Genomic DNA, 20,629 nt, shown 5'->3' on the forward strand with positions numbered 1-20,629 from the left:
GGCCGGCCGAACGCGACGCGCTTTAGGTCCCCCGCCTCTCGCTGGCTTTACCGCTTTTCCGGCGCTTGGCACTTGCGAGCGGCATGCGAAAGCGGCCAAGGTCGCCTCGATTTTCTCAGCACAGGCAAACGCATGAATTTCGCTTCCGACAATTGGGCAGGCGCCCATCCCAGCATCGCCGCGGGCCTGTCGGCCCATGCCGGCGGCTTTTCCACCGCCTATGGCGACGGCGCCCTCGACGAGGCCGCATACCAGCGCTTCAACGAAATCTTCGAGCGCGAGGTCGCGGTGTTTTTCGTGGCCACCGGCACCGCCGCCAATTCCCTGTCGCTGACCGCCTACAACAAATCGGGCGGCATTTCCTTCTGCCATCGAGAGTCGCATGTCATCGAGGATGAATGCGGCGCCCCGGAATACTTTACCGGCGGCTCACGGCTCCATGCCGTCGACGGCGCGCTGGGCAAGATCGATCCGAATAGGCTGGACAGGGCGGTGGGCCGGTTCGCGCCTGAAATCGTCCATTCCGGACGCCCGATGGCGGTGTCGATCACCCAGTCGACCGAGGTCGGCACCATCTACACACTGAACGAAATTGCCAGGATTTCGGCGATCGCCAAGCATCACAAACTGCCGCTGCACATGGATGGCGCCCGCTTCGCCAATGCGCTGGTCGCGCTCGAGACAACACCGGCGGAGATGACCTGGAAGGGCGGCGTCGACATCCTCTCTTTCGGCGGCACCAAGAACGGCTGCTGGTGCGCCGAGGCTATCGTGCTGTTCGACCTCGACCGCGCCAGGGAACTGGCCTTCCTGCGCAAGCGCGCGGCGCAATTGTTCTCGAAATCGCGCTTCATCGCAGCGCAGTTCGAAGCCTATTTCAAGGACCACCTGTGGCTCGACACGGCGCGGCATGCCAACGCCATGGCAGCACGCCTCGCAGCACTGATCGAGGATTCCGCGTCGGCGCGTCTGGCCTGGCTGCCGCAAGCCAACGAAGTGTTCGCAGTGATGAAAAAGGCCAAGGCTGAACAGGTGCTTTTGGCCGGTGCCGCCTTCTATGACTGGCACAAGCCGCACGACTTTGATGGCCATATCGGCGAGGACGAAGCGCTCTATCGTTTCGTCACCAGCTTTGCGACCACGGCCGAAGAGGTCGACCGCTTTGGCGAGCTAATTGCTGGATAGCGGTACCTATCCATCAAAAGGGCGGCGCCAAGCGCCGCCCTCGTCTGTTAGGTCGTCTTTGTGACGCAGCTTACGCGGTGGTCTTGGCCTCGATCTGCTTGGCCTTCGCCGAAGACGCGGTGATCGCGATCTTCCGCGGCTTCAGTTCCTCGGGAATATTGCGCTTGAGGTCGACGAAGAGCAGGCCGTTCTTCAGCGAGGCGCCGACGACATCAACATGGTCGGCAAGCTGGAAGCGGCGCTCAAAGGCCCTGCTGGCGATACCGCGATAGAGCAGTTCGGAGCCTTCGCCATTGCCCTCCTTGCGCTCACCCTTGACTGTCAGAACGTTGCGGTGAGCCTCGATCGAGAGCTCATCGTCCGAGAAGCCGGCGACCGCCATCGAGATGCGATAGGAATCCTCACCGGTGCGCTCGATGTTGTATGGCGGATAGGTCTGTGCACCTTCCGGCTGCGCAAGCGAATCGAGCATGGTGAACAGCCGGTCGAAACCGACGGTCGAACGATAGAGCGGGGAAAAATCAACGTGACGCATAGTGTGTTCTCCTGTTGAGCAACAAACGTATGGCCGGTGCGAAACCCGTGACGGCGTTCCGGATGGGCCAGCGGCCCCGACATTGGCGGCCGCAGCAGACATTTGGGGAGCACGAGAAGGCATTTCAAGATTCTGCCGCCTCGATGAACGGCAGATGAACCGCGGCTTCGGCGGACGTTCAGCTAAGTCGCGCTAGACTGCTTCCAGGATCAAGGAACAGGCGGCGGTTACGGCGTCGCGCGTCCTCTCGGACATGCAAAAGGAAGCTGTAACACTTTGATTGCGCATGATTCACGGCGAAATCGGCTGCGGTTTTCGCGGTTATGCGCGAGATGCCGCAACGGGGCCGACCGGGTGTAACGTCCCTTCCTCCCGGATCGACGGGGGGCCGGAAGCATGCCGCAAGCTGCTTTCGGCCTCACTCGCCGGCTGGCTCGTTCAGCCTTTCCAACGCGTCCGGAATTCCTTTGCTTTTGCTGCCCTTTGCTTTTGCTGCATGGGGCGTCTATGCCTACCACAGCTTGCGCCATGCAGGCAGCGACACTTGAAACGCAGCGCCGAATGACGGACCTCCTCGACAAAATTCCCCTCTTCCGCGAAATTCCGGGCAATCCGCTGCCGGAAAATGCGGCCGGTGGTTTCTTCACCACGCGCGACGGCAAGAAGATCCGTTATGGCCTCTTTGCCGCCGTTGCCCGCCCGATGAAGGGTACCGTGGTCGTCTTGACCGGCCGCAACGAGTGCATCGAAAAATATTTCGAGACCATCCGCAACCTCGCCGACCGCGGCTTTGGCGTCGCCACCTTTGACTGGCGCGGCCAGGGCGGTTCCGACCGGCTGATCAGCGATCGCGAGCGCGGCTATGTCCGCAGTTTCTTCGACTACACCGGCGACCTGGAACAGTTCTTCGAGGAGATCGTGCTGCCCGACTGCCGGGGGCCGTATTACATATTGGCCCATTCGGCCGGGGCGGTGATCACGCTGCTTGCCGGGCCGTCGATGGTGAACCGCGTACGGCGCATGGTGCTGATCGCGCCCTTCCTGGCGGTGCCCGACCTGCCGGTCTCGACAACCACCGTTCGCCGCCTCTGCTCGCTGTTCTGTCTGCTGGGTCTTGGCAAGCTTTATGCCGCCTGGGGCCCGCGGCCCAGAAAAACCATACCCTTTGCCGTCAACAAGGTGACATCGGATCCCGAGCGGTATCGGCGCAACACGCTGCTCTACGAAACCTACCCGCAGCTGGCGCTCGGCGGCCCGACGATCCGCTGGCTGAAAGCGGCGGCGCAGGCCTCCGAGGTCATCAGCGATCCCGACTTCATGGCCAGGATCCGGGTTCCCTTGCTGGTGGTCGCCGCCGGCGCCGACCAGGTCGTCTCGACGAAAGCGGTGGAAACCTACACCAGACGCCTGCGTCTCGGTTCGCTGCTGGTGATCGATGGTGCGCGCCATGAAATATTGCAGGAGACCGACTTCTATCGCGAGCAGTTCTTTGCCGCCTTCGATGCCTTCATTCCGGGAAGCGACGACAACGCCTGATTGAGTGCCGCGCTCCCTCCGGACGCCAAAAGACCGCTCCAAATCATTGAAAATCCATCATTTGGCTTGAAAGAATGACTTGGCTTGAAAAAATGTCTGCCAGGTCGATCGTCGGCCTACACTTGCTGGGCGAAATCCATGATCCAATTGTCTCCCAGGTCTTGCCGCCATCCGGTGAAAAAGCCTGCTCCCAGCGCGCCGATTTTCAGTAATCCGCGACCACAGGAAGCGAACCTGGATATCGCGTCCGTCGAAGACGTCTTCACACAGGAACGTGCCGACACCTGCTTCGAAGGCGCCGCGCATCGGAATATCGATGGTCGCCGGGCTGCGGCCGTCGATCCACCAGATCGACCATTGTCTCGTCGCCGGATCGAAGGTCCGCAGCGTGGCGGCGCGATAGGCGCCGCCGGGCAATTCAATCACATTGTCATCGACATTGCCGAGCCCGCCAAGGATCGGGCGCACCTCGCATGTCCCGCCAAACACGTCCCAGTTCGTGTCGCCTTGCAGGCGCTCCTGCAACCTTCGATGACTGACGTTCCAGCGTCCGAAGAAGAAATCGAAATCGGCCCGCCCATCTGATGGAGCATTTTCTGCCGGCGCATTTTCTGCTGGAGCATCTTCGGAACGGCTGGTTGTTGACTGCGTCGGCATGAGACTCCCTCCCGTGGCATTGTCTCCATAGCCGAGAGCTGCTGACACCCTGCCGTCAGGAGCATTGGGTTATCGTCGCCGTGGGCACCTCAGTGCGTAATGGCCAGCTGCCCAGCCGGTTCAGCCACGCAACGCCGCCATCGCGGCGGCATGAAGCTCCGGCGTTGCCGCAGCCAGGATGTCGCCGCCCCTTTCCGCCGGTCCGCCTTCGAAGGTGGTGACGACGCCGCCGGCCTTCTCGATGATCGGGATCAGCGCGACGATATCGTAGGGTTTCAAATCGGGGTCGGCGACGATGTCGACGCTTCCCGCCGCGACCATGGCGAAGGCATAGCAGTCGGTACCGTAGCGGGCGAGCTGGACCTGCCGCTCGAACAGGTCGTAGCGCAGGCGCGCATCTCCCTTGAACAGTGCTGGCGTGGTGGTGAACAGCGTCGCCTCGGCGAGGCTTGTCGTCTTGCGTGTGGTCAGCCTTCGCGGTCCGCCCGGGCCTTCATAATGGGCACCGGACGCGTTGGCGTAGAAAAGCTCGCCGGTGAAGGGCTGCGACATCATGCCGGCAACGGCATCGCCGTCGACCGTCAGCCCGACCAAGGTTCCCCACACCGGCAGGCCGGAAATGAAGGCACGGGTGCCGTCGATCGGATCGATCACCCAGACATGCCTGCTGGACATGTTCTCGCTGCCATGCTCCTCGCCGAGGATGCCGTGATCGGGATATTCCGCTGAAATAAGCGCCCGGATGACCCGCTCGGCCTCGCGGTCGGCCTCGGTGACCGGGTCGAAGCTGCCTTGCTCCTTGTTGGCGACTGCGCCCTGGCTGCGGAAGCGCGGCAAGGTTTCGGCTGCGGCGGCATCCGCAATGCGCCGCATGAAATCGATGCTGATGTCCAACTGATTCTCCCGCGTAATGCATGTCGCGCAAAAGTGTGCAGCGGTTTTGCGATAACGACATGCATAAAACAACAACCTAAAGCGCGTCGTCCGGTCAAACGCGAGGCGCTTTAGCGTGCTGGAACCATCGTCTGCCTGTGGATTTCCGCCAAAACAAGGGCGTGCGGGACTTTTGCGCATCGACGACTGTTGCTCGAATGCAACGCTGGCGCCCTCGAAACGCAGTTTCCACATCATAGTGAATTAAAAACGCCGCACGGCGGCTTGACATTTGTGCATCGCACAATAGATTTGTTCTCGGACAGGTTCTCCTGTCCATGCCCTCCTTGGGCGTTTCCTCCCTAGACTTCGACCGTGTCGTGCAAACGATGCGGTCTTTTTTTCGGCGCGGCACTCAGCCGATTGCGCGTCCCGACCCGCACCCCGATGCCTTTATCCGGCGCCAGATCTCGTTTCGTTTTTGGGCAATCATTCGGCGGCAAGCGGCAGGTCGATAAAATTGTGGTCGGGCATCGCCATCAGGTCGGCCGAGAATTGCGCCAGATCGTCGGCGAGCGCATCGAAGCCGGCGGATTTCTGGAACGTCCGCTCGTTCATGTAAAGCCCGCGATTGACCTCGATCTGCAGTGCATGGAGGTGGCGCACGGGGCGGCCATAGTGCTCGGTGATGAAGCCTCCGGCATAAGGCTTGTTATGGGCGACGGTATAGCCCATGCCGATCAGCAGGCCGATCGCCGTCTCGGTCAACGCTGCCGCGGCGGAGATGCCGAAACGGTCGCCGACGATGAAGTCGGGCCTGACACCGCTGTCGCCGACCCTGATGCTCGCCGGCATCGAGTGGCAATCGATCAGCACGGCAAAGCCGAACCGCGCATGGGTCCTGGTCAAAAGCCGTTTTAGCGTCTCGTGATAAGGCTTGTAGACAGCCTCGATGCGCCCGACGGCTTCCGCCAACGGCAAGCGGCCGGCATAGATTTCGAGCCCCTCTCCTACCAGCTTGGGCACGGTGCCAAGCCCGCCGGCGACGCGCGCCGAGCGGATATTGCAGAACGACGGCACGGGTTCGGCGAACATGCGCGGATCGAGTTCCCACGGCTCCCGGTTGACGTCGAGATAGGCGCGCGGGAAGTTTGCCGCCAGCATCGGCGCGCCGAGCGCGACGGCGCCGCCGAACAATTCGTCGACATAGCAATCTTCGGAGCGGCGGATGGCGTTTCGGTCCAGCCTTGCCATCGCCAGGAACCGGTCCGGATAGTGACGGCCGCTATGCGGTGAGTTGAAGAGGAAGGGGACGCGCTGTTCGGCGCCCGACCGGATTTCGAAGGGGGGAACGACCGAAAAATCCTCGGCTGCCGTTTTCAATTTGAACGAATCCGGAAACACCAATGTATCATGGTTGGAAAGGTGCCACCTCGCCGGCCGCATGTCCAGCGTTTCGGCGTCCGGACCGCTTTGTTAAGGCCGGTCGGGCCTTTATCGTTCACTTGATGTTTACCCTCGCCTCCTCATATACAGGATGGTTAACGGGCTGCCGCACGGCAGTCTCGGGCGGGTGATTCGGACGGGATAAGATGGCACGCATTCTGCTGGCGGAAGACGACGACGACATGCGCCGGTTCCTCGTCAAGGCGCTGGAGCGTGCCGGCTACCAGGTCAGCGATTTCGACAATGGCGCCAGCGCCTATGAGCGGCTGCGCGAAGAGCCTTTCTCGCTGCTCTTGACCGACATCGTGATGCCGGAGATGGACGGCATAGAACTCGCTAGACGCGCCACCGAGATCGATCCCGACCTCAAGGTCATGTTCATCACCGGCTTCGCGGCCGTTGCGCTCAATCCGGATTCCAAGGCGCCGAAAGACGCCAAGGTGCTGTCGAAGCCGTTCCATCTGCGCGACCTCGTCAACGAGGTCGAAAAGATGCTGCAGGCAGCCTGACACGCTTTCCGCCGCCGGCTTCCGGCGCGCCTTCGACGGCGTGGCAAGGCGAACCTTTTCTTTCCCTTTCCTGCTATTGACGCGCCGGAGCAAAAATGGTGTATGCGCGGCTTCGGATGGGCGTGTAGCTCAGCGGGAGAGCACTGCATTGACATTGCAGGGGTCACAGGTTCAATCCCTGTCACGCCCACCATCCAGACAATCCGCCGTCACTCGTAGGGGCGCGCTTCTGGTTGTACCGCGTGAATGCCGTATTCTCGAGAACCCCAAATCGGACCGCTTGATTTTTGGACCGCTACGACCGGCCGGAAACCCTCGATCCGCCATACTACGACGAGGGCGACTATGATAAGGAGCTGTTCGGCCGCGACCAATTCGAGGTGATCGCGACAAGGCCGCGGGCGCTGAAGGGTCGCTTCATCCTATCGATCAACGACGTACCGGCAATCCGCGAGTCATTCGCGGGATTCGTCATGCACGAAGTCAGCCTCCGGTATATCCGGTATAGTGTTGGCGGCGCGTCCCGGCCGGCGGACGAGTTGATCATTGAGCGCAAGAGCAATTAGATGCCAAGGACCCCGACATTTCGTACTTCGCGATTATGCAATTGATCCGGTGGCGCTTTGTGCTGATTGAGGAGAGCGGGTCGGCAGGGTCCAATCTTCTCCGCGCAGAACGGGTCGCGCTGCAGGTTAGAAAAATAGTAGAAGGCATCGCGTTCGCCTGCTTGAGCGCAGTAGAGGAACGCAACCGCCAGGCGCTCCTCAACATCCGAACAAAGGACGCCGACGCAATACTGGGATGGCTTGAGCGAAAAGGACTCTTGAGGCTGCCCAACGCCCAGCGTATTGGGGAGCCAACTCCATTCGCACGAATGACCTTAGAAGGCGGCGCCGGCTTGGCGAAGGGCCTCGATTTGGATGTCGGAACGCTGAAAGCCATGTTTTCGCGGGCGAGTGCTCTGCTCCATGAACGTCACCCGGAGAGACTGCTCGAAGCCCAGGTGATCGCGGAGCGGGAAGCTCTGGAGAGCGACCTACAGCGGCTCAGGGATTGGTTGTGGCTCCATGTCATGTTCCTCAAGAGTAAGGGCTTTCTCGTGCAGATGGGCCAGCACGGTACGCCTTCGTTTATGACTGACCTAACGCGCCTCTCCGACCTTCCTGCCAACAACTGACGTATTGGAGTGGCAGCGATTTAGTCTCTCTACGGTTTCAATGATAGCTTTGGCGAGGGCGTCGCCCTCGGGGACGAGTTCGGGGCCGCAAAGCGGCAGCACGCCAGCGGGGCAGGTCTCCTCGATAGCAAGGCGAACCAGCCTTAGGGCCGCCCAGGCGTGCTGGATGCTCTCGTAAACTTCCATGCCTCGCAACGCGAGCGCGGCCATTTTGTTGCGCCGCTGGACGGAATCACGATCTGTTCACTCTGTCTAATGCAAGCCCGCCGCCTAGAATCGAGCTGGTGCGTTAAATTGTAAGTATCGGCTCCAGCCGGCTCAAGTTTCATTCCTGCGATGATGCCTACCTCGGTCGCCAATGCCGCCCAAGGCGACCGATGGTCTCACGAGGTCAAATTCGACGGCTACCGTTCCCCGATCGCCTTCGACGCCGGCCGTGCGCGGATATTCACCCGCCGCGGGCTCGATTGGACGTCCAAATATCGCGACCTTCGGCATTTGCCAAGACGCTAGGCGTCGAGAGCGCCATCATCGATGGCGAAATCATCGTTCTCAAGAGAAAGGCCTGTCAGACTTCGCAGAACTGCGCAAGTCGATCACTCGGCGCCAGCACAACCCATACTTCGTCGCCTTCGTGAAGCATCCCAGGGGGAGCAAGATGGCCCCAGCCAATGCCACTCAATGAATTCGGCAGAGCATTCTTTTCGGGCTTATCGACGAGACGAATTGAAATTTGATGTCCCGGGGCATCGCTCCTCCACGCGAATCCGAAACGCTAAACCAAGCGTGTCGACGAGCGACTTTGCATTGGCCATGGTCAAGAGACGACCGCCCCCAGCCGTCATGTCTGCTGGCAACAATCAGCGTCGATTGAGATCAAGCCGCGCCGAGGCGGAGATCGCCCGTCTCGATATGCTGGAGAAACCAGGCATAGGTATGCTCCAAGCCACTCTGAAGCGAGTAGCGCGGGCGCCAGCCCGTGGCAAACAGGCGCGACACGTCCATCAGCTTGCGCGGCGTGCCGTCTGGCTTCGTCGCATCGAATGTGAGCACCGCCTCGGCGCCGACGACGGAGAGCATGGTGCGGGCCAGTTCGGCAATGGTGATGTCTTCGCCCGAGCCGACATTGACGTGGCTGTCGCCGGCATAGTTTTTCAGCAGCCAGACCAGAGCGTCGGCGGCGTCGTCGACATGCAGGAACTCGCGCATCGGCGTGCCCGATCCCCAGACCTCCAGGGTTTTGTCGCCGGCGCGCTTGGCCTTGTGCGCCTTGCGCATCAGGGCTGGCACGACATGGCTGGTGGAGAGGTCGAAATTGTCGCCGGGGCCATAGAGATTGGTCGGCATCGCCGAGATGTACTCGACACCGTATTGGCGCCGATACGCCTGGCACAGTTTCAGCCCTGCGATCTTGGCGATCGCATACCATTCGTTGGTCGGTTCGAGCGGACCGGTCAGCAAGGCATCCTCGGAGATCGGCTGCGCCGCAAACTTCGGATAGATGCAGGACGAACCGAGAAACAGCAATTTCTGCACTTCGTTGCGGAAGGCGCTCTCGATGACATTGGTCTGCATGATGAGATTGTCCTGCAGAAAATCGACCGGCAACCTGTTGTTTGCCAGGATACCGCCGACCTTGGCCGCTGCCATCACCACCGCGTCCGGCCTGTGGCCAGCCATCCAGCGCCGCACGCCGGCCTGGTCCATCAGGTCGAGTTCATCGCGGGATGCGGTCAGGACCTCGCAGTCCTCGTCCGCCAGCCTTCGCAATATGGCCGAGCCGACCATGCCGCGATGCCCGGCCACGAAAACGCGCTTGCCCCTTAGGTTGAAATCCATTGGCGTATCCCTATGCAGAACGGCCGCTATGACCATCTTGCGTCGGCGTGCCGGATGGTCCCGCGTCGGACGCATAGCGCATACAGATTTGCCGAGACAAGGCAAATCGGAGATTCGGGCGAGCTCTTCTTGTGCTGGCGGTCAGACACCCGCCACGGCGCACAGGTTCTCCATTCTGGCGATGGCAAGCTCCGGGTCGACCAGCAATCCGGCTTGGTCGGCAAGGCGGAACACATCGGCATAGTGGCAAATGCCGCGTGCCGACTGCATGCCGCCGATCATCAAAAAATGGTCCTGGTGGCCGTTCAGCCACGCCAGGAAGACGATACCGGCCTTGTAGTATTCGGTCGGCGCCTCGAAGATTTTCCGCGACAGAGGTACCGTCGGCGCCATCAGCGCGTCATAGCCTGAGCGGTCGCCAGCGGCCAGTTTCGCCAGCGCGGCATTGGCGACCGGCGCGATGGCGTCGAAAATACCGAGCAGCGCATGCGAGTGTCTTTCGCCGTCGCCGGCGATCAGCTCGGGATAGTTGAAGTCGTCGCCGGTGAACATGACCACCCCTTCCGGCAGCCGGTTGCGCAGGGCAACCTCTTTGCCGGCATCGAGCAGCGATATCTTGATCCCCTCGACCTTGCCGGCGTGGCGTTCGATGATGGCGACGACCGTATCGAGCACAGTGTCGAAATCATGGCTGCCCCAATAGTTCTTTAGCGCCGGATCGAACATGTCGCCCAGCCAGTGCAGGATGACCTTGCCGGAGGCTTGGCGAAGGATGCGGTCATAGACGCTGGCATAGTCTTCCGGACCCTTTGCTACCGCCGCCAGCGCGCGGCTGGCCATCATGATCGCCTTGCCGCCCAGGCCTTCGATGAAATCGAACTGCTCCTCATAGGCCGCGACGACATCGTCGAGCGTCCTGGCGGCGCCCGGCACCAGATGGTCTGTCCCGGCGCCTGAGGCGAGGTCGGCGCCCTCGACGGTTCGCGCCTCGGCGATCGAGCGGCGGATCAATTCCCTGGCGTTTGTCCAGTCGAAGCCCATGCCGCGCTGCGCGGTATCCATCGCCTCGGCGATGCGGAAGCCGAGCCGCCACAGATGATGGCGGAACGCCATCGTGCGCTCCCAGTCGACCGCAGGATGAGACCACGGATCGGTCATCGCGAGGGGATCGGCAACGACATGGGCGGCGGCATAGGCGATGCGCGAAAACCGCGCGCCGATCACCGGCTGTGCCGGCTGGCCGACAAGGCGGTAGCGAGTGCTGCGACCGCCCTCCCCGGGCAAGGCAATGTCCATCGATCTCTCCCTTCGTCGCGCTATTAAATGGAACGTTCCAACAAATCAAGGGCCTTTGTGGATTCTCGATCTATACCCCAGAATGCTACATCGCAGCGAAGAAAGCCGTTTAAGAGTGGCATTTAAGCCGCCGATTGCCAAATTTTTCGAATTCTGGAAAAATCCTGATTGACTCAAATCCAGCTCAGAATTAGAACGTTCCAATAAATTCGGCCGGAAAACACCGGAGGACGTATCTGAATGGCCAGCAGGCCCAAGGCGACGATACTCGACATTGCCCGAGAGGCGGGCGTGTCCAAGTCGACAGTGTCGCTCGTGCTGCAGGGCAGCGATCTGATCCGGCCTGAGACCGCGCTGAAGGTTCGCAAGGCGATCGAGGCTGTCGGCTATGTCTACAACCGCGGCGCCGCCAATCTGCGCAAGGCCCATTCCAACGTCATCGGCATGGTCATCAACGACCTTACCAACCCGTTTTTCGCCGAAATGGCTGTCGGCATGGAGCGTGTGTTCCAGTCGGCGGGCATCGTGCCGTTCATCGCCAACACGGCGGAGAACCCGGTGCGCCAGGAAGAGGTGCTGAAATCGCTGATGGAGCAAGGTGTCGCCGGGCTGATCGTGTCGCCGGCGCGCGGCACGACTCCCGGTGCGTTCCGCCGCATCGAGATGGCGGGCCTTCCGATCGTCTTCACCATGCGCCGCCTTCCTGAAAGCCGCATCCCGGTGATAGCGCCCGACAATCATCGCGGCGCCTGGCTCGCCACCGCCCATCTGATCGGCAAAGGGCATCGCCGGCTGGCGTTCTTCGGCGGCTCATCGGATCTGGTGGTCTATCACGAGCGGCTGGGCGGTTTTCGCGAGGCCTGCGAGGGGCTCGGCATCGCCAAGCGCGATACACTGGTCGTCGAAGGCGAAACCAGCCGCAAGGGCGGCATTGCCTGCCTGGAGACGGCCCTCGCCATGGCCGAGCCGCCGAGCGCGGCGCTGTGCTTCAACGATGCGGTCGCCTTCGGAGTCATGCTGGCGCTGCGCAAGCGCGGCCTCGAGCCCGGCGCGGATTTCGCCGTTGTCGGCTTCGACGACGTGATCGAAGCCCAGCACTACATGCCGGCGCTGACCAGTGTCGCAGTGGATTCGGCGGGCCTCGGCGAGCGCGCCGCCCATGTCATGCTGAAGATGATCCAGTCGCGCACCACGCGCGCCGAGGATCATATCGGCGCCGTCAACCTCGTCGTCAGGGACAGTTGCGGTCCTGATCGCCGTGCCGGAATGGGAGACGCGGCATGACCGTCAGATGGGGACTGATCGGCGCAAGCACGATCGCCAGGCAATTCATGATCAACGCCATCCGCGCTCAGGCCGACGGGGAAATCGCGGCGGTGATGAGTTCCAACCCGGAGCGCGCCACTTCCTATGCCAAGGAGAACGTCATTCCGCTCGCCGTCTCGACGCTCGATGCATTGCTCGGCTCCGACATCGACGCCGTCTATATCTCGACCACCAACGAATTGCATCTCGAACAGGCACTAGCCGCCATCACCGCGGGAAAACATGTGTTGTGCGAAAAGCCGCTGGCTCTGACCAGCGCCGATGCACGGAAGATGGTCGCCGCCGCCAAGGCGGCCGGCATCGTGCTCGGCACCAACCATCATCTGCGCAATGCCGGCTCGCACCGGGCGATGCGCGAAGCCATTGCCGACGGCCGCATCGGCAAGCCGATTGCTGCGCGCGTCTTCCACTCGGTCTATCTGCCCGAAAATCTGCAGGGCTGGCGCATAACCAGGCCGGAAGCCGGTGGCGGCGTGGTGCTCGATATCACCGTGCACGATGCCGACACGCTGCGCTTCGTGCTCGGCGACGATCCGCTCGAAGTTTCGGCGTTCACCCAGGCCGCAGGCATGGCCAGCGGCGGGCTGGAAGACGGCGCCATGTGCATCTGGCGCTTCAGATCGGGCATCATCGCCCAGTCGCATGAAGGCTTCACCACCAAATTCGCCGGCACCGGCTTCGAGGTGCATGGCAGCGAAGGCTCCCTGATCGCGAAAGATGTGATGACGCAGAAGCCGATCGGCTCTGTGCTGCTGCGCACGGCAAAGGGCGAGGAGGAATTGAGCTTCGACCGCGAAGATCTCTATGTCCGTTCCCTGCGCCAGTTCCACGCGGCGATCGGTGGCGAAGGCCAGCCGTCGGCCACCGGCGAGGACGGCGTCTGGTCGCTGACATCAGCCGAAGCCGCGTTGCAATCCGCGAAGTCCGGAAAATCGGTCGCGATCGATCCGAATCTCGGGGGCGCAGCGTGAGCAAACTCGTCTCCGCAGCGCAAGCCGCCAGCCTGATCATTGACGGCATGGTCGTTTCGGTGTCGTCGTCGAGCGGTCTCGGCTGCCCGGATGCGGTGCTCGCCGCGATCGGCGAGCGCTTCGACGCGGAAGGCCATCCGAAGAACATCACAACGCTGCACCCGATCGCCGCCGGCGACATGTACGGCATCAGGGGTATCGACCATCTGGCCAAGCCCGGCCTGTTGAAGCGCACGCTGTGCGGCTCCTATCCGTCCGGCCCTTCATCCTCTGAACCGCCCCAGATCTGGAAGATGATCGGTGACAATTCGGTCGCCGCCTACAACGTGCCATCCGGCATATTGTTCGACATGCATCGCGAGGCCGCCGCCAAGCGCCCCGGCGTGCTGACCAAGGTCGGCCTCGACACCTTCGCCGACCCGCGTCATCAGGGCTGCGCCATGAATGCGGCGGCCAGCGAGCCGATCGTTTCGGTGCAGCAGTTCGACGGCGAGGAATGGCTCTATTTCCGCTCGATCGTGCCTGATGTCTCCATCATCCGCGCCACCACCGCCGATGAGCGCGGCAACCTCACCTACGAGCACGAGGGCGCCTATCTCGGCGGGCTGGAGCAGGCGCTCGCCGCCCGCAACAATGGCGGTATCGTCATCGCGCAGGTCAAACGCGTCGTCGAGAACGGCACGCTGAAGCCGCATGACGTGCGCGTGCCCGGTGTGCTGGTCGACCATATCGTGGCGGCGCCCGACCAGTTGCAGACGACGCTGACACCCTACGACCCGGCCATCTCCGGCGAGATCTTCCGCCCGCTGTCGACTTTCCGCAACGCCGAGATGAGCGTCCAGAAGGTCATCGCGCGACGCGTCGCCATGGAGCTTGCCGACGGCATGGCCGTCAACATTGGCTTCGGCATCTCGGCCAACGTGCCGCGCATCCTTATCGAGGAGGGCCAGCACGGCAAGGTCACCTGGGTGATCGAACAGGGCGCGGTCGGCGGCGTGCCGCTGCTCGATTTCAAGTTCGGCTGCTCGTCGAATGCCGACGCGTTCATGCCTTCGCCACACCAGTTCATCTACTTCCAGGGCGGCGGTTTCGACGCGTCGCTGTTGTCCTTCCTGCAGATCGACCGCCACGGCTCGGTCAACGTGTCGAAGCTTTCGGCGCGGCCGCATGTCACCGCCGGCGCCGGCGGTTTTGTCGACATCACCGCGCGGGCCAAGAAGATCGTCTTTTCCGGTTTCTTCAATGCCGGCGCCAAACTGTCGCTTGCCGATGGCGGCATCCGCATCGACGGGGAAGGCAAGGTCAAGAAGGTGGTCGGCGAGGTCGAGCACATCTCCTTCTCCGGCAAGCGCGCTGTCGCGCAAGGACAAGACATCACCTATGTCACCGAGCGCTGCGTGATGAAGCTGACGCCGGATGGGCTGATGGTGAATGAGTTGGCACCGGGCATCGACCTCGAGCGCGACGTGCTGGCGCAGGCCGAGATCCCGCTCGCCGTCGCCAACGACCTGAAGGTCACGCCGGACGCGCTCTACCGTGACCGGCCGATCGGGCTGTCGCTCAATGGCGGCGCCTCGCTTGGAGGCGCGCATGTCTGAGCGTCTCGTCAGCTTTGAAACAGACGGCGACCTCGGCATCGTCACGCTGCGCCGGCCGGAGAAATTCAACGCGCTCGACATCCCGATGCTGCGCGCGCTGGAAGCCGCGCTCGATACGGCGGAAGCTGCGGACAGCGTTCGTGTCGTGCTGCTGTGCGGCGAAGGCAAGGGCTTTTGCGCCGGCGGCGACGTCGAAGCCTGGTCGCAAATGAGCGCCGCCGATTTCCAGGTGCAATGGGTTCGCTACGGCCACCGCGTCTTCGATCGGCTGGCGCGGTTGCGGCAGCCGACGATCGCCGTTCTGTCCGGCCATGCACTGGGTGGCGGGCTGGAACTGGCGGTCGCCTGCGACTTCCGCGTCGCCGAGGCGCAGGTCAAATTGGGTTTTCCGGAAACCTCGATCGGCGTGGTGCCCGGCTGGTCCGGCACGCAGCGCGCGGTGCGCCGCTTCGGCGCGCAGACGGTGCGGCGCATGGCGCTTGGCGGAGAACTGTTCGTGGCTGCCGAAGCACTCGCTCTGGGCATCGTCGACCGGGTGGTCGAAACGGGCAACGCATTCACCGAGGCCAGGGCCTGGGCCGGCAAGATCGCCGAGCGCGGCCCGCTGGCAACCGAAGCCGCCAAGCTGATGATCGCGATCGCCGAAGGCGAGGACAGTGCCGCCGCAACCGAGGCGCTGGCCAGCGGCTTCATCACGCTGACCGGCGATCTCAAGGCCGGTGTCAACGCTTTCAAGACCAAGCAGAAACCAGCGTTTTCAAGATCCTAGAATGCAGCGGAACCCAGAACGCACATGAACTTGCCCCTCACCATCGCCATGCCCGCCGAGGCATCCGCAGCACCGAAGACCTACCGGCTGCTGATCGACGGCAGGTTCGTCGATGCCCGCGACGGCCGGACGCTGGAGCGCAACAGCCCCGGCCACGGCTTCACCGTTTCGCGCTATGCGCAAGCCGGCGAAGAGGAAGTCGAGGCGGCGGTGACCGCCGCGCACAAGGCCTTCGAGACCGGCCCCTGGCCGCGCATGAAGGCCGGCGAGCGCGCCGCGGTCCTGCTCAAGGCGGCGGACCTGATCGAGGCGCGGCTCGAGGAGATTGCCCGGCTCGACGCGCTGGAATCCGGCAAGCCGATCGCCCAGGCGCGCGGCGAGATCGGCGGCGCCGTCGACATCTGGCGCTATGCCGCGGCGCTTGCCCGCACGCTGCATGGCGAGAGCTACGCCAACCTCGGCGATGCCATGCTGGGCGTCGTGCTGCGTGAACCGATCGGCGTCGTCTCGATCATCACGCCGTGGAATTTTCCGTTCCTCATCGTCAGCCAGAAACTGCCGTTCGCGCTCGCCGCCGGCTGCACGGCGGTGGTCAAGCCGAGCGAGATGACCTCGGCCTCGACCTTCGTGCTCGGCGACATCCTGATGCGGGCCGGCTTGCCGGATGGCGTCGTCAACATCCTCGCTGGCCTGGGCGCCGATGTCGGCGCGCCGATGGTCAGCCATCCGCTGGTCGAGATGGTGTCGTTCACCGGTTCCACGCGGGTCGGCAAGGTGACCATGGCATCGGCTGCGAACGCGCTGAAGAAGGTCTCGATGGAGCTCGGCGGCAAAAACGGCCAGATCGTCTTTCCGGACGCCGACCTCGAAGCCGCCGCCGACGCGGCGGTGTTCGGCGGCTTCTTCAACGCCGGCGAATGCTGCAACGCGGGCAGCCGGCTAATCGTCCATGAGGCGATCGCCGACGACTTCCTCGATGCGGTGAAGGCGCTCACCGCCAGGGTCACCGTCGGCGATCCGCTCGATGACAGAACCAAGGTCGGCGCGATGATCTCTTCCGAGCACCTTTCCAAGGTCACCGGCTACGTGGCGGCGGCGGCAAACGACGGCAGCAGCGTCTATAGCGGCGGCAAGCAGATCGCCTCCAGTGCCGGTCAGTATCTCGATCCGACCATCCTTCGCGGCGTCACCGAAGACATGGCCATTGCACGTGAGGAAGTGTTCGGCCCGGTGCTGTCGGTACTGACGTTTGGATCGATTGAAGAGGCGTTGCGCATCGCCAACAACACGCCCTATGGTCTATCGGCGGGTGTGTGGAGCGCCAGCATCGACACCTGCATGTCGGTGGCGCGGAGTGTGCGTTCGGGAACCGTTTGGGTGAACACGTTCATGGAAGGTTATCCCGAGCTGCCTTTCGGAGGCTACAAGCAATCCGGTCTCGGACGCGAACTCGGCAAGCGCGCCGTCGAGGATTATACCGAGGAAAAGACAATCCAGTTTCATCGCGGCCAGCGCACCGGATGGTGGGTCGGCTGAGCTGTGAAGAACCCGGCGGACAGCCGCCGGTCGTGTAGCTGCAACAAGGGAGGAAGTACATGTTGCGCAAACTGCTTATCGGAACGGCTCTCGGCTCGGGTCTTGCGTTCGCGGCCCATGCCCAGGACGTCAAGGAAGTCGAGATGCTGCATTGGTGGACGTCTGGCGGCGAAGCGGCTGCCTTGAACGTGCTCAAGGAGGATCTGGCCAAGCAAGGCTTTGCCTGGAAGGACGTGCCCGTGGCCGGCGGCGGCGGCGACGCCGCCATGACCGCGCTGAAGGCGATGGTTGCGGCGGGCAACTACCCGACCGCCTCGCAGATGCTCGGCTATACCGTGCTCGATTACGCTGCGGCCGGCGTGATGGGCGACCTGACGGAGACGGCGGTAAAGGAAGGCTGGGACAAATCCGTGCCGGCCGCCCTGCAGAAATTCTCGGTCTATGACGGCAAGTGGGTCGCGGCTCCGGTCAACGTCCACTCGGTCAACTGGCTGTGGATCAACAAGGCGGTGATGGACAAGATCGGCGGCACCGAGCCCAAGACCTTCGACGAATTCATCGCGCTGCTCGACAAGGCCAAGTTGGCGGGCGTCATCCCGCTCGCGCTTGGCGGCCAGAACTGGCAGGAAGCCACCATGTTCGATTCCGTCGTGCTGTCGACCGGCGGACCTGAGTTCTACAAAAAGGCCTTCAACGACCTCGACGAGGAGCAGCTGAAATCCGACACGATGAAGAAGTCGTTCGACAACCTTGCCAAGCTCGTCACCTATGTCGACCCGAACTTCTCCGGCCGCGACTGGAACCTCGCCACCGCCATGGTCATCAAGGGCGATGCGCTGGTGCAGGTGATGGGCGACTGGGCCAAGGGCGAATTCAACGCCGCCAAGAAGACCCCAGGCACCGACTTCCTGTGCTACCGCTTCCCGGGCACCGACGGCAGCGTGGTCTACAACTCCGACATGTTCGGCATGTTCGACGTTCCGGAGGACCGCAAGGCCGCCCAGGTCGCCTTGGCCACCGCCACTTTGTCGAAGAGCTTCCAGTCGGCTTTCAACGTCGTCAAGGGCTCGGTCCCGGCCCGCACCGACGTGCCCGACACCGACTTCGACGCTTGCGGCAAGAAGGGCATGGCCGACCTGAAGGCCGCCAACGAAGGCGGCACGCTGTTCGGTTCGCTGGCGCAAGGCTATGGCGCGCCGCCGGCCGTCGCCAATGCCTACAAGGACGTCGTCTCGAAATTCGTCCACGGCCAGATCAAGACCTCGGACGAGGCCGTGACCCAGTTGGTCAACGCAATCGAAGACGCCAAATAAGAACCGGCATGAAAGGACCTTCCCCGCTCCGGTGGGGAAGGTTCCACCAAGCCAGGATGGTCGGCTTCTGGTCGGAATGGCGCCGGCGATCAACCAACACGCCCCGTCTCGACGGGGCTATCCTTCCCCGCCTGGCGGTGAAGGGACCCGCGAGGGAGGAGCCCATGACAACGGTCGCGACCCAGATCAAGCTGACGCCGGAGCATAATGCGCGCCCGGGCGTCTCGGTGCGTTCGCGCCTGCAGGACGCGCTGCCGAAGATCGTACTGGCGCCAAGCTTTGCGATCACCATCGTCTTCGTCTACGGCTTCATCCTGTGGACGGTGTATCTGTCCTTCACCAATTCCAAGACGTTCCCGTCCTATACGCTGACCGGGCCGCGTGCCTATCAGCGGCTGTGGCGCTGGACCTTCGAGAGCGACCCGCCGTCGAGCTGGTACACGTCGATCACCAATATGGGCATTTTCGGCTTTCTCTACATCTTCATCTGCCTGGCGCTCGGCCTTTTCCTGGCGATCCTGCTCGACCAGAAGATCCGCGGCGAAGGCATGTTGCGGCCGATCTATCTTTATCCGATGGCGCTGTCCTTCATCGTCACCGGCGTCGCCTGGAAATGGTTCCTCGATCCCGGCCTCGGCCTGGAGCAGACGCTGCATCAATGGGGCTGGACGAGCTTCCATTTCGACTGGATCAAGAACAAGGATTTCGTCATCTACACCGTGGTGATCGCCGGCGTCTGGCAGGCCTCGGGTTTCATCATGGCGATGTTCCTGGCCGGCCTGCGCGGCATCGACGGCGAGATCATGAAGGCGGCGCAGATCGACGGCGCCACCACGGTCCAGCTCTATCGCCGGATCGTCATCCCGCTGCTGCGGCCGGTCTTCCTCTCGGCCTTCATCGTGCTCGCTCACCTCGCCATCAAGTCCTACGATCTGGTCGTAGCACTGACCAGCGGCGGGCCGGGCGGCTCGGCCTGGCTGCCGTCGAACTTCATGTATGAGTACACTTTCAAGCGCAACGAAATGGCCGTCGGCTCGGCCAGCGCCGTGATCATGCTGATGACCATCACCGCGATCATCGTGCCCTATCTCTATTCCGAGCTCAGGGAGCCGCCGCGATGAGCGTCATTGCCACGCCCACTCGCCAGAGCACTGGCGGCATCAGCGCCAGGACCGTCAACCGCATCGTCATCTACGGCCTGCTGGCGCTGTTCGCGCTGTTCTACCTGATGCCGCTGTTCGTCATGCTGGTGACCTCGTTCAAGACCATGGACGAGATCCAGAACGGCAACATGCTGGCGCTGCCGCAGGCGCCGACCTTCGAGCCGTGGCTGAAGGCGTGGGGCGAGACCTGCGTCGGCCTGACCTGCGCCGGCATCAAGGGCTATTTCTGGAATTCCATCAAGATGGTGGTTCCGGCGGTGCTGATCTCGACGCTGCTCGGCGCGCTCAACGGCTATGTCCTGACCAAATGGCGCTTCCGCGGCCACACGCTGGTTTTCGGGCTGATGCTGTTTGCCTGCTTCATCCCTTTCCAGTCGGTGCTGTTGCCGATGGCGACGATCCTCGGCAGCCTCGGCCGCTTCGGCGTGACGCTGCGAAACGCAACGGGATTTTCATTCGGCTTGGGCAATCCGACGGCCAATCTGGTCTTTGTCCACGTCGTCTACGGGCTCGGCTTCACCACTTTGTTCTTCCGCAATTATTACGAGGCGTTCCCGACCGAACTGGTCAAGGCGGCACAGGTCGACGGAGCCAGCTTCTTCCAGATTTTCCGGCGCATCATGCTGCCGAATTCGATGCCGATCTTCGTCGTCACCGTCATCTACCAGTTCACCAACATCTGGAACGACTTCCTGTTCGCCTCGGCCTATGCGGGCACCGGCGACGCGATGCCGATGACCGTGGCGCTGAACAACGTCGTCAACACCTCGACCGGTGTCGTCGAATACAACGTCAACATGGCGGCGGCGATGATCGCCGCACTGCCGACCCTTCTCGTCTATGTGGTCGCTGGCCGCTATTTCGTGCGCGGCCTGATGGCCGGCGCCGTCAAAGGATAAT

Annotated in this window: 20 protein-coding genes and 1 tRNA gene; 16 read left to right on the plus strand and 5 right to left on the minus strand. The window is 62.6% G+C overall.

Going from position 1 to position 20,629, the window contains the following annotated elements; all coding sequences use genetic code 11:
- Positions 1 to 132: 132 nt before the first annotated feature.
- On the plus strand, positions 133 to 1,185 hold the full coding sequence (locus AC0L2C_RS24235) for a threonine aldolase family protein (protein ID WP_128247066.1): 1,053 nt from the start codon (positions 133 to 135) through the stop codon (positions 1,183 to 1,185).
- A 70-nt stretch (positions 1,186 to 1,255) separates the two neighbouring features.
- On the opposite strand, the gene AC0L2C_RS24240 is transcribed toward AC0L2C_RS24235, so the two are convergent.
- Complete coding sequence (locus AC0L2C_RS24240) at positions 1,256 to 1,720, minus strand: Hsp20 family protein (protein ID WP_023798077.1); 465 nt, start codon at positions 1,718 to 1,720, stop codon at positions 1,256 to 1,258.
- A gap of 561 nt (positions 1,721 to 2,281) precedes the next feature.
- On the opposite strand from AC0L2C_RS24240, the gene AC0L2C_RS24245 reads away from it, so the two are divergent.
- Positions 2,282 to 3,256, plus strand: a complete 975-nt coding sequence (locus AC0L2C_RS24245; protein ID WP_287241917.1) for an alpha/beta fold hydrolase — start codon at positions 2,282 to 2,284, stop codon at positions 3,254 to 3,256.
- A gap of 138 nt (positions 3,257 to 3,394) precedes the next feature.
- Positions 3,395 to 3,841 carry a hypothetical protein gene (locus AC0L2C_RS24250; protein ID WP_287241915.1) on the plus strand — a complete coding sequence of 149 codons (447 nt, stop codon included), beginning with the start codon at positions 3,395 to 3,397 and terminating at the stop codon, positions 3,839 to 3,841.
- Between the two features lie 192 nt (positions 3,842 to 4,033).
- On the opposite strand, the gene hisN is transcribed toward AC0L2C_RS24250, so the two are convergent.
- Entirely contained in the window at positions 4,034 to 4,807 is a 774-nt protein-coding gene (gene hisN / locus AC0L2C_RS24255) for a histidinol-phosphatase (protein ID WP_128247064.1), read from the minus strand.
- Positions 4,808 to 5,275: 468 nt separating this feature from the next.
- Positions 5,276 to 6,232, minus strand: a complete 957-nt coding sequence (locus AC0L2C_RS24260; protein WP_128247063.1) for an N-formylglutamate amidohydrolase — start codon at positions 6,230 to 6,232, stop codon at positions 5,276 to 5,278.
- A gap of 146 nt (positions 6,233 to 6,378) precedes the next feature.
- Between AC0L2C_RS24260 and cpdR the strand changes: the two genes are divergently transcribed.
- From cpdR to AC0L2C_RS24280, 4 genes are all read left to right on the plus strand, one after another.
- Positions 6,379 to 6,741, plus strand: coding sequence for a cell cycle two-component system response regulator CpdR (gene cpdR / locus AC0L2C_RS24265; RefSeq protein WP_006199474.1), 363 nt, complete (start codon positions 6,379 to 6,381; stop codon positions 6,739 to 6,741).
- 118 nt (positions 6,742 to 6,859) lie between these two features.
- A tRNA-Val gene (locus tag AC0L2C_RS24270) sits at positions 6,860 to 6,934 on the plus strand.
- A gap of 94 nt (positions 6,935 to 7,028) precedes the next feature.
- On the plus strand, positions 7,029 to 7,307 hold the full coding sequence (locus AC0L2C_RS24275) for a DNA adenine methylase (RefSeq protein ID WP_353843010.1): 279 nt from the start codon (positions 7,029 to 7,031) through the stop codon (positions 7,305 to 7,307).
- A 59-nt stretch (positions 7,308 to 7,366) separates the two neighbouring features.
- Complete coding sequence (locus tag AC0L2C_RS24280; protein WP_473524631.1) at positions 7,367 to 7,918, plus strand: hypothetical protein; 552 nt, start codon at positions 7,367 to 7,369, stop codon at positions 7,916 to 7,918.
- An 876-nt stretch (positions 7,919 to 8,794) separates the two neighbouring features.
- Here the strand turns inward: AC0L2C_RS24280 and fcl are convergent.
- Positions 8,795 to 9,757: a GDP-L-fucose synthase gene (fcl, locus tag AC0L2C_RS24285; RefSeq protein WP_287241911.1), complete on the minus strand. Its 963-nt coding sequence runs from the start codon at positions 9,755 to 9,757 to the stop codon at positions 8,795 to 8,797.
- Between the two features lie 141 nt (positions 9,758 to 9,898).
- Positions 9,899 to 11,053 (minus strand): dihydrodipicolinate synthase family protein, encoded by a 1,155-nt coding sequence (locus tag AC0L2C_RS24290; RefSeq protein ID WP_128247060.1) that lies wholly within the window; start codon positions 11,051 to 11,053, stop codon positions 9,899 to 9,901.
- On the opposite strand from AC0L2C_RS24290, the gene AC0L2C_RS24295 reads away from it, so the two are divergent.
- The 9 genes from AC0L2C_RS24295 to AC0L2C_RS24335 all read left to right on the plus strand — a co-directional run bounded on the left by AC0L2C_RS24295 (position 11,046) and on the right by AC0L2C_RS24335 (position 20,628).
- On the plus strand, positions 11,046 to 11,225 hold the full coding sequence (locus AC0L2C_RS24295) for a hypothetical protein (RefSeq protein WP_287241909.1): 180 nt from the start codon (positions 11,046 to 11,048) through the stop codon (positions 11,223 to 11,225). The two genes, AC0L2C_RS24290 and AC0L2C_RS24295, sit on opposite strands and share 8 nt — an antisense overlap.
- Before the next feature lie 68 nt (positions 11,226 to 11,293).
- Positions 11,294 to 12,337, plus strand: coding sequence for a LacI family DNA-binding transcriptional regulator (locus AC0L2C_RS24300; protein WP_128247059.1), 1,044 nt, complete (start codon positions 11,294 to 11,296; stop codon positions 12,335 to 12,337).
- Positions 12,334 to 13,350: a Gfo/Idh/MocA family protein gene (locus AC0L2C_RS24305; protein WP_287241907.1), complete on the plus strand. Its 1,017-nt coding sequence runs from the start codon at positions 12,334 to 12,336 to the stop codon at positions 13,348 to 13,350. Before AC0L2C_RS24300 ends, AC0L2C_RS24305 begins: the two co-directional genes overlap by 4 nt.
- Positions 13,347 to 14,948 (plus strand): acyl CoA:acetate/3-ketoacid CoA transferase, encoded by a 1,602-nt coding sequence (locus AC0L2C_RS24310; protein ID WP_473524632.1) that lies wholly within the window; start codon positions 13,347 to 13,349, stop codon positions 14,946 to 14,948. The genes AC0L2C_RS24305 and AC0L2C_RS24310 overlap by 4 nt, the downstream gene beginning before the upstream one ends.
- Entirely contained in the window at positions 14,941 to 15,717 is a 777-nt protein-coding gene (locus AC0L2C_RS24315) for an enoyl-CoA hydratase/isomerase family protein (protein ID WP_128247056.1), read from the plus strand. Before AC0L2C_RS24310 ends, AC0L2C_RS24315 begins: the two co-directional genes overlap by 8 nt.
- Positions 15,718 to 15,741: 24 nt before the next feature.
- The gene (locus AC0L2C_RS24320; RefSeq protein ID WP_128247055.1) at positions 15,742 to 17,253 is read left to right on the plus strand and encodes an aldehyde dehydrogenase family protein; all 1,512 of its coding nucleotides are present in this window, start codon (positions 15,742 to 15,744) and stop codon (positions 17,251 to 17,253) included.
- 59 nt (positions 17,254 to 17,312) lie between these two features.
- Positions 17,313 to 18,566 (plus strand): ABC transporter substrate-binding protein, encoded by a 1,254-nt coding sequence (locus AC0L2C_RS24325; RefSeq protein WP_473524633.1) that lies wholly within the window; start codon positions 17,313 to 17,315, stop codon positions 18,564 to 18,566.
- 164 nt (positions 18,567 to 18,730) lie between these two features.
- The gene (locus tag AC0L2C_RS24330) at positions 18,731 to 19,687 is read left to right on the plus strand and encodes a carbohydrate ABC transporter permease (RefSeq protein ID WP_473524634.1); all 957 of its coding nucleotides are present in this window, start codon (positions 18,731 to 18,733) and stop codon (positions 19,685 to 19,687) included.
- The gene (locus AC0L2C_RS24335; RefSeq protein ID WP_128247053.1) at positions 19,684 to 20,628 is read left to right on the plus strand and encodes a carbohydrate ABC transporter permease; all 945 of its coding nucleotides are present in this window, start codon (positions 19,684 to 19,686) and stop codon (positions 20,626 to 20,628) included. Before AC0L2C_RS24330 ends, AC0L2C_RS24335 begins: the two co-directional genes overlap by 4 nt.
- The last annotated feature ends 1 nt before the right edge of the window (position 20,629 follow it).

The organism is Mesorhizobium sp. WSM4845, from assembly GCF_055811455.1.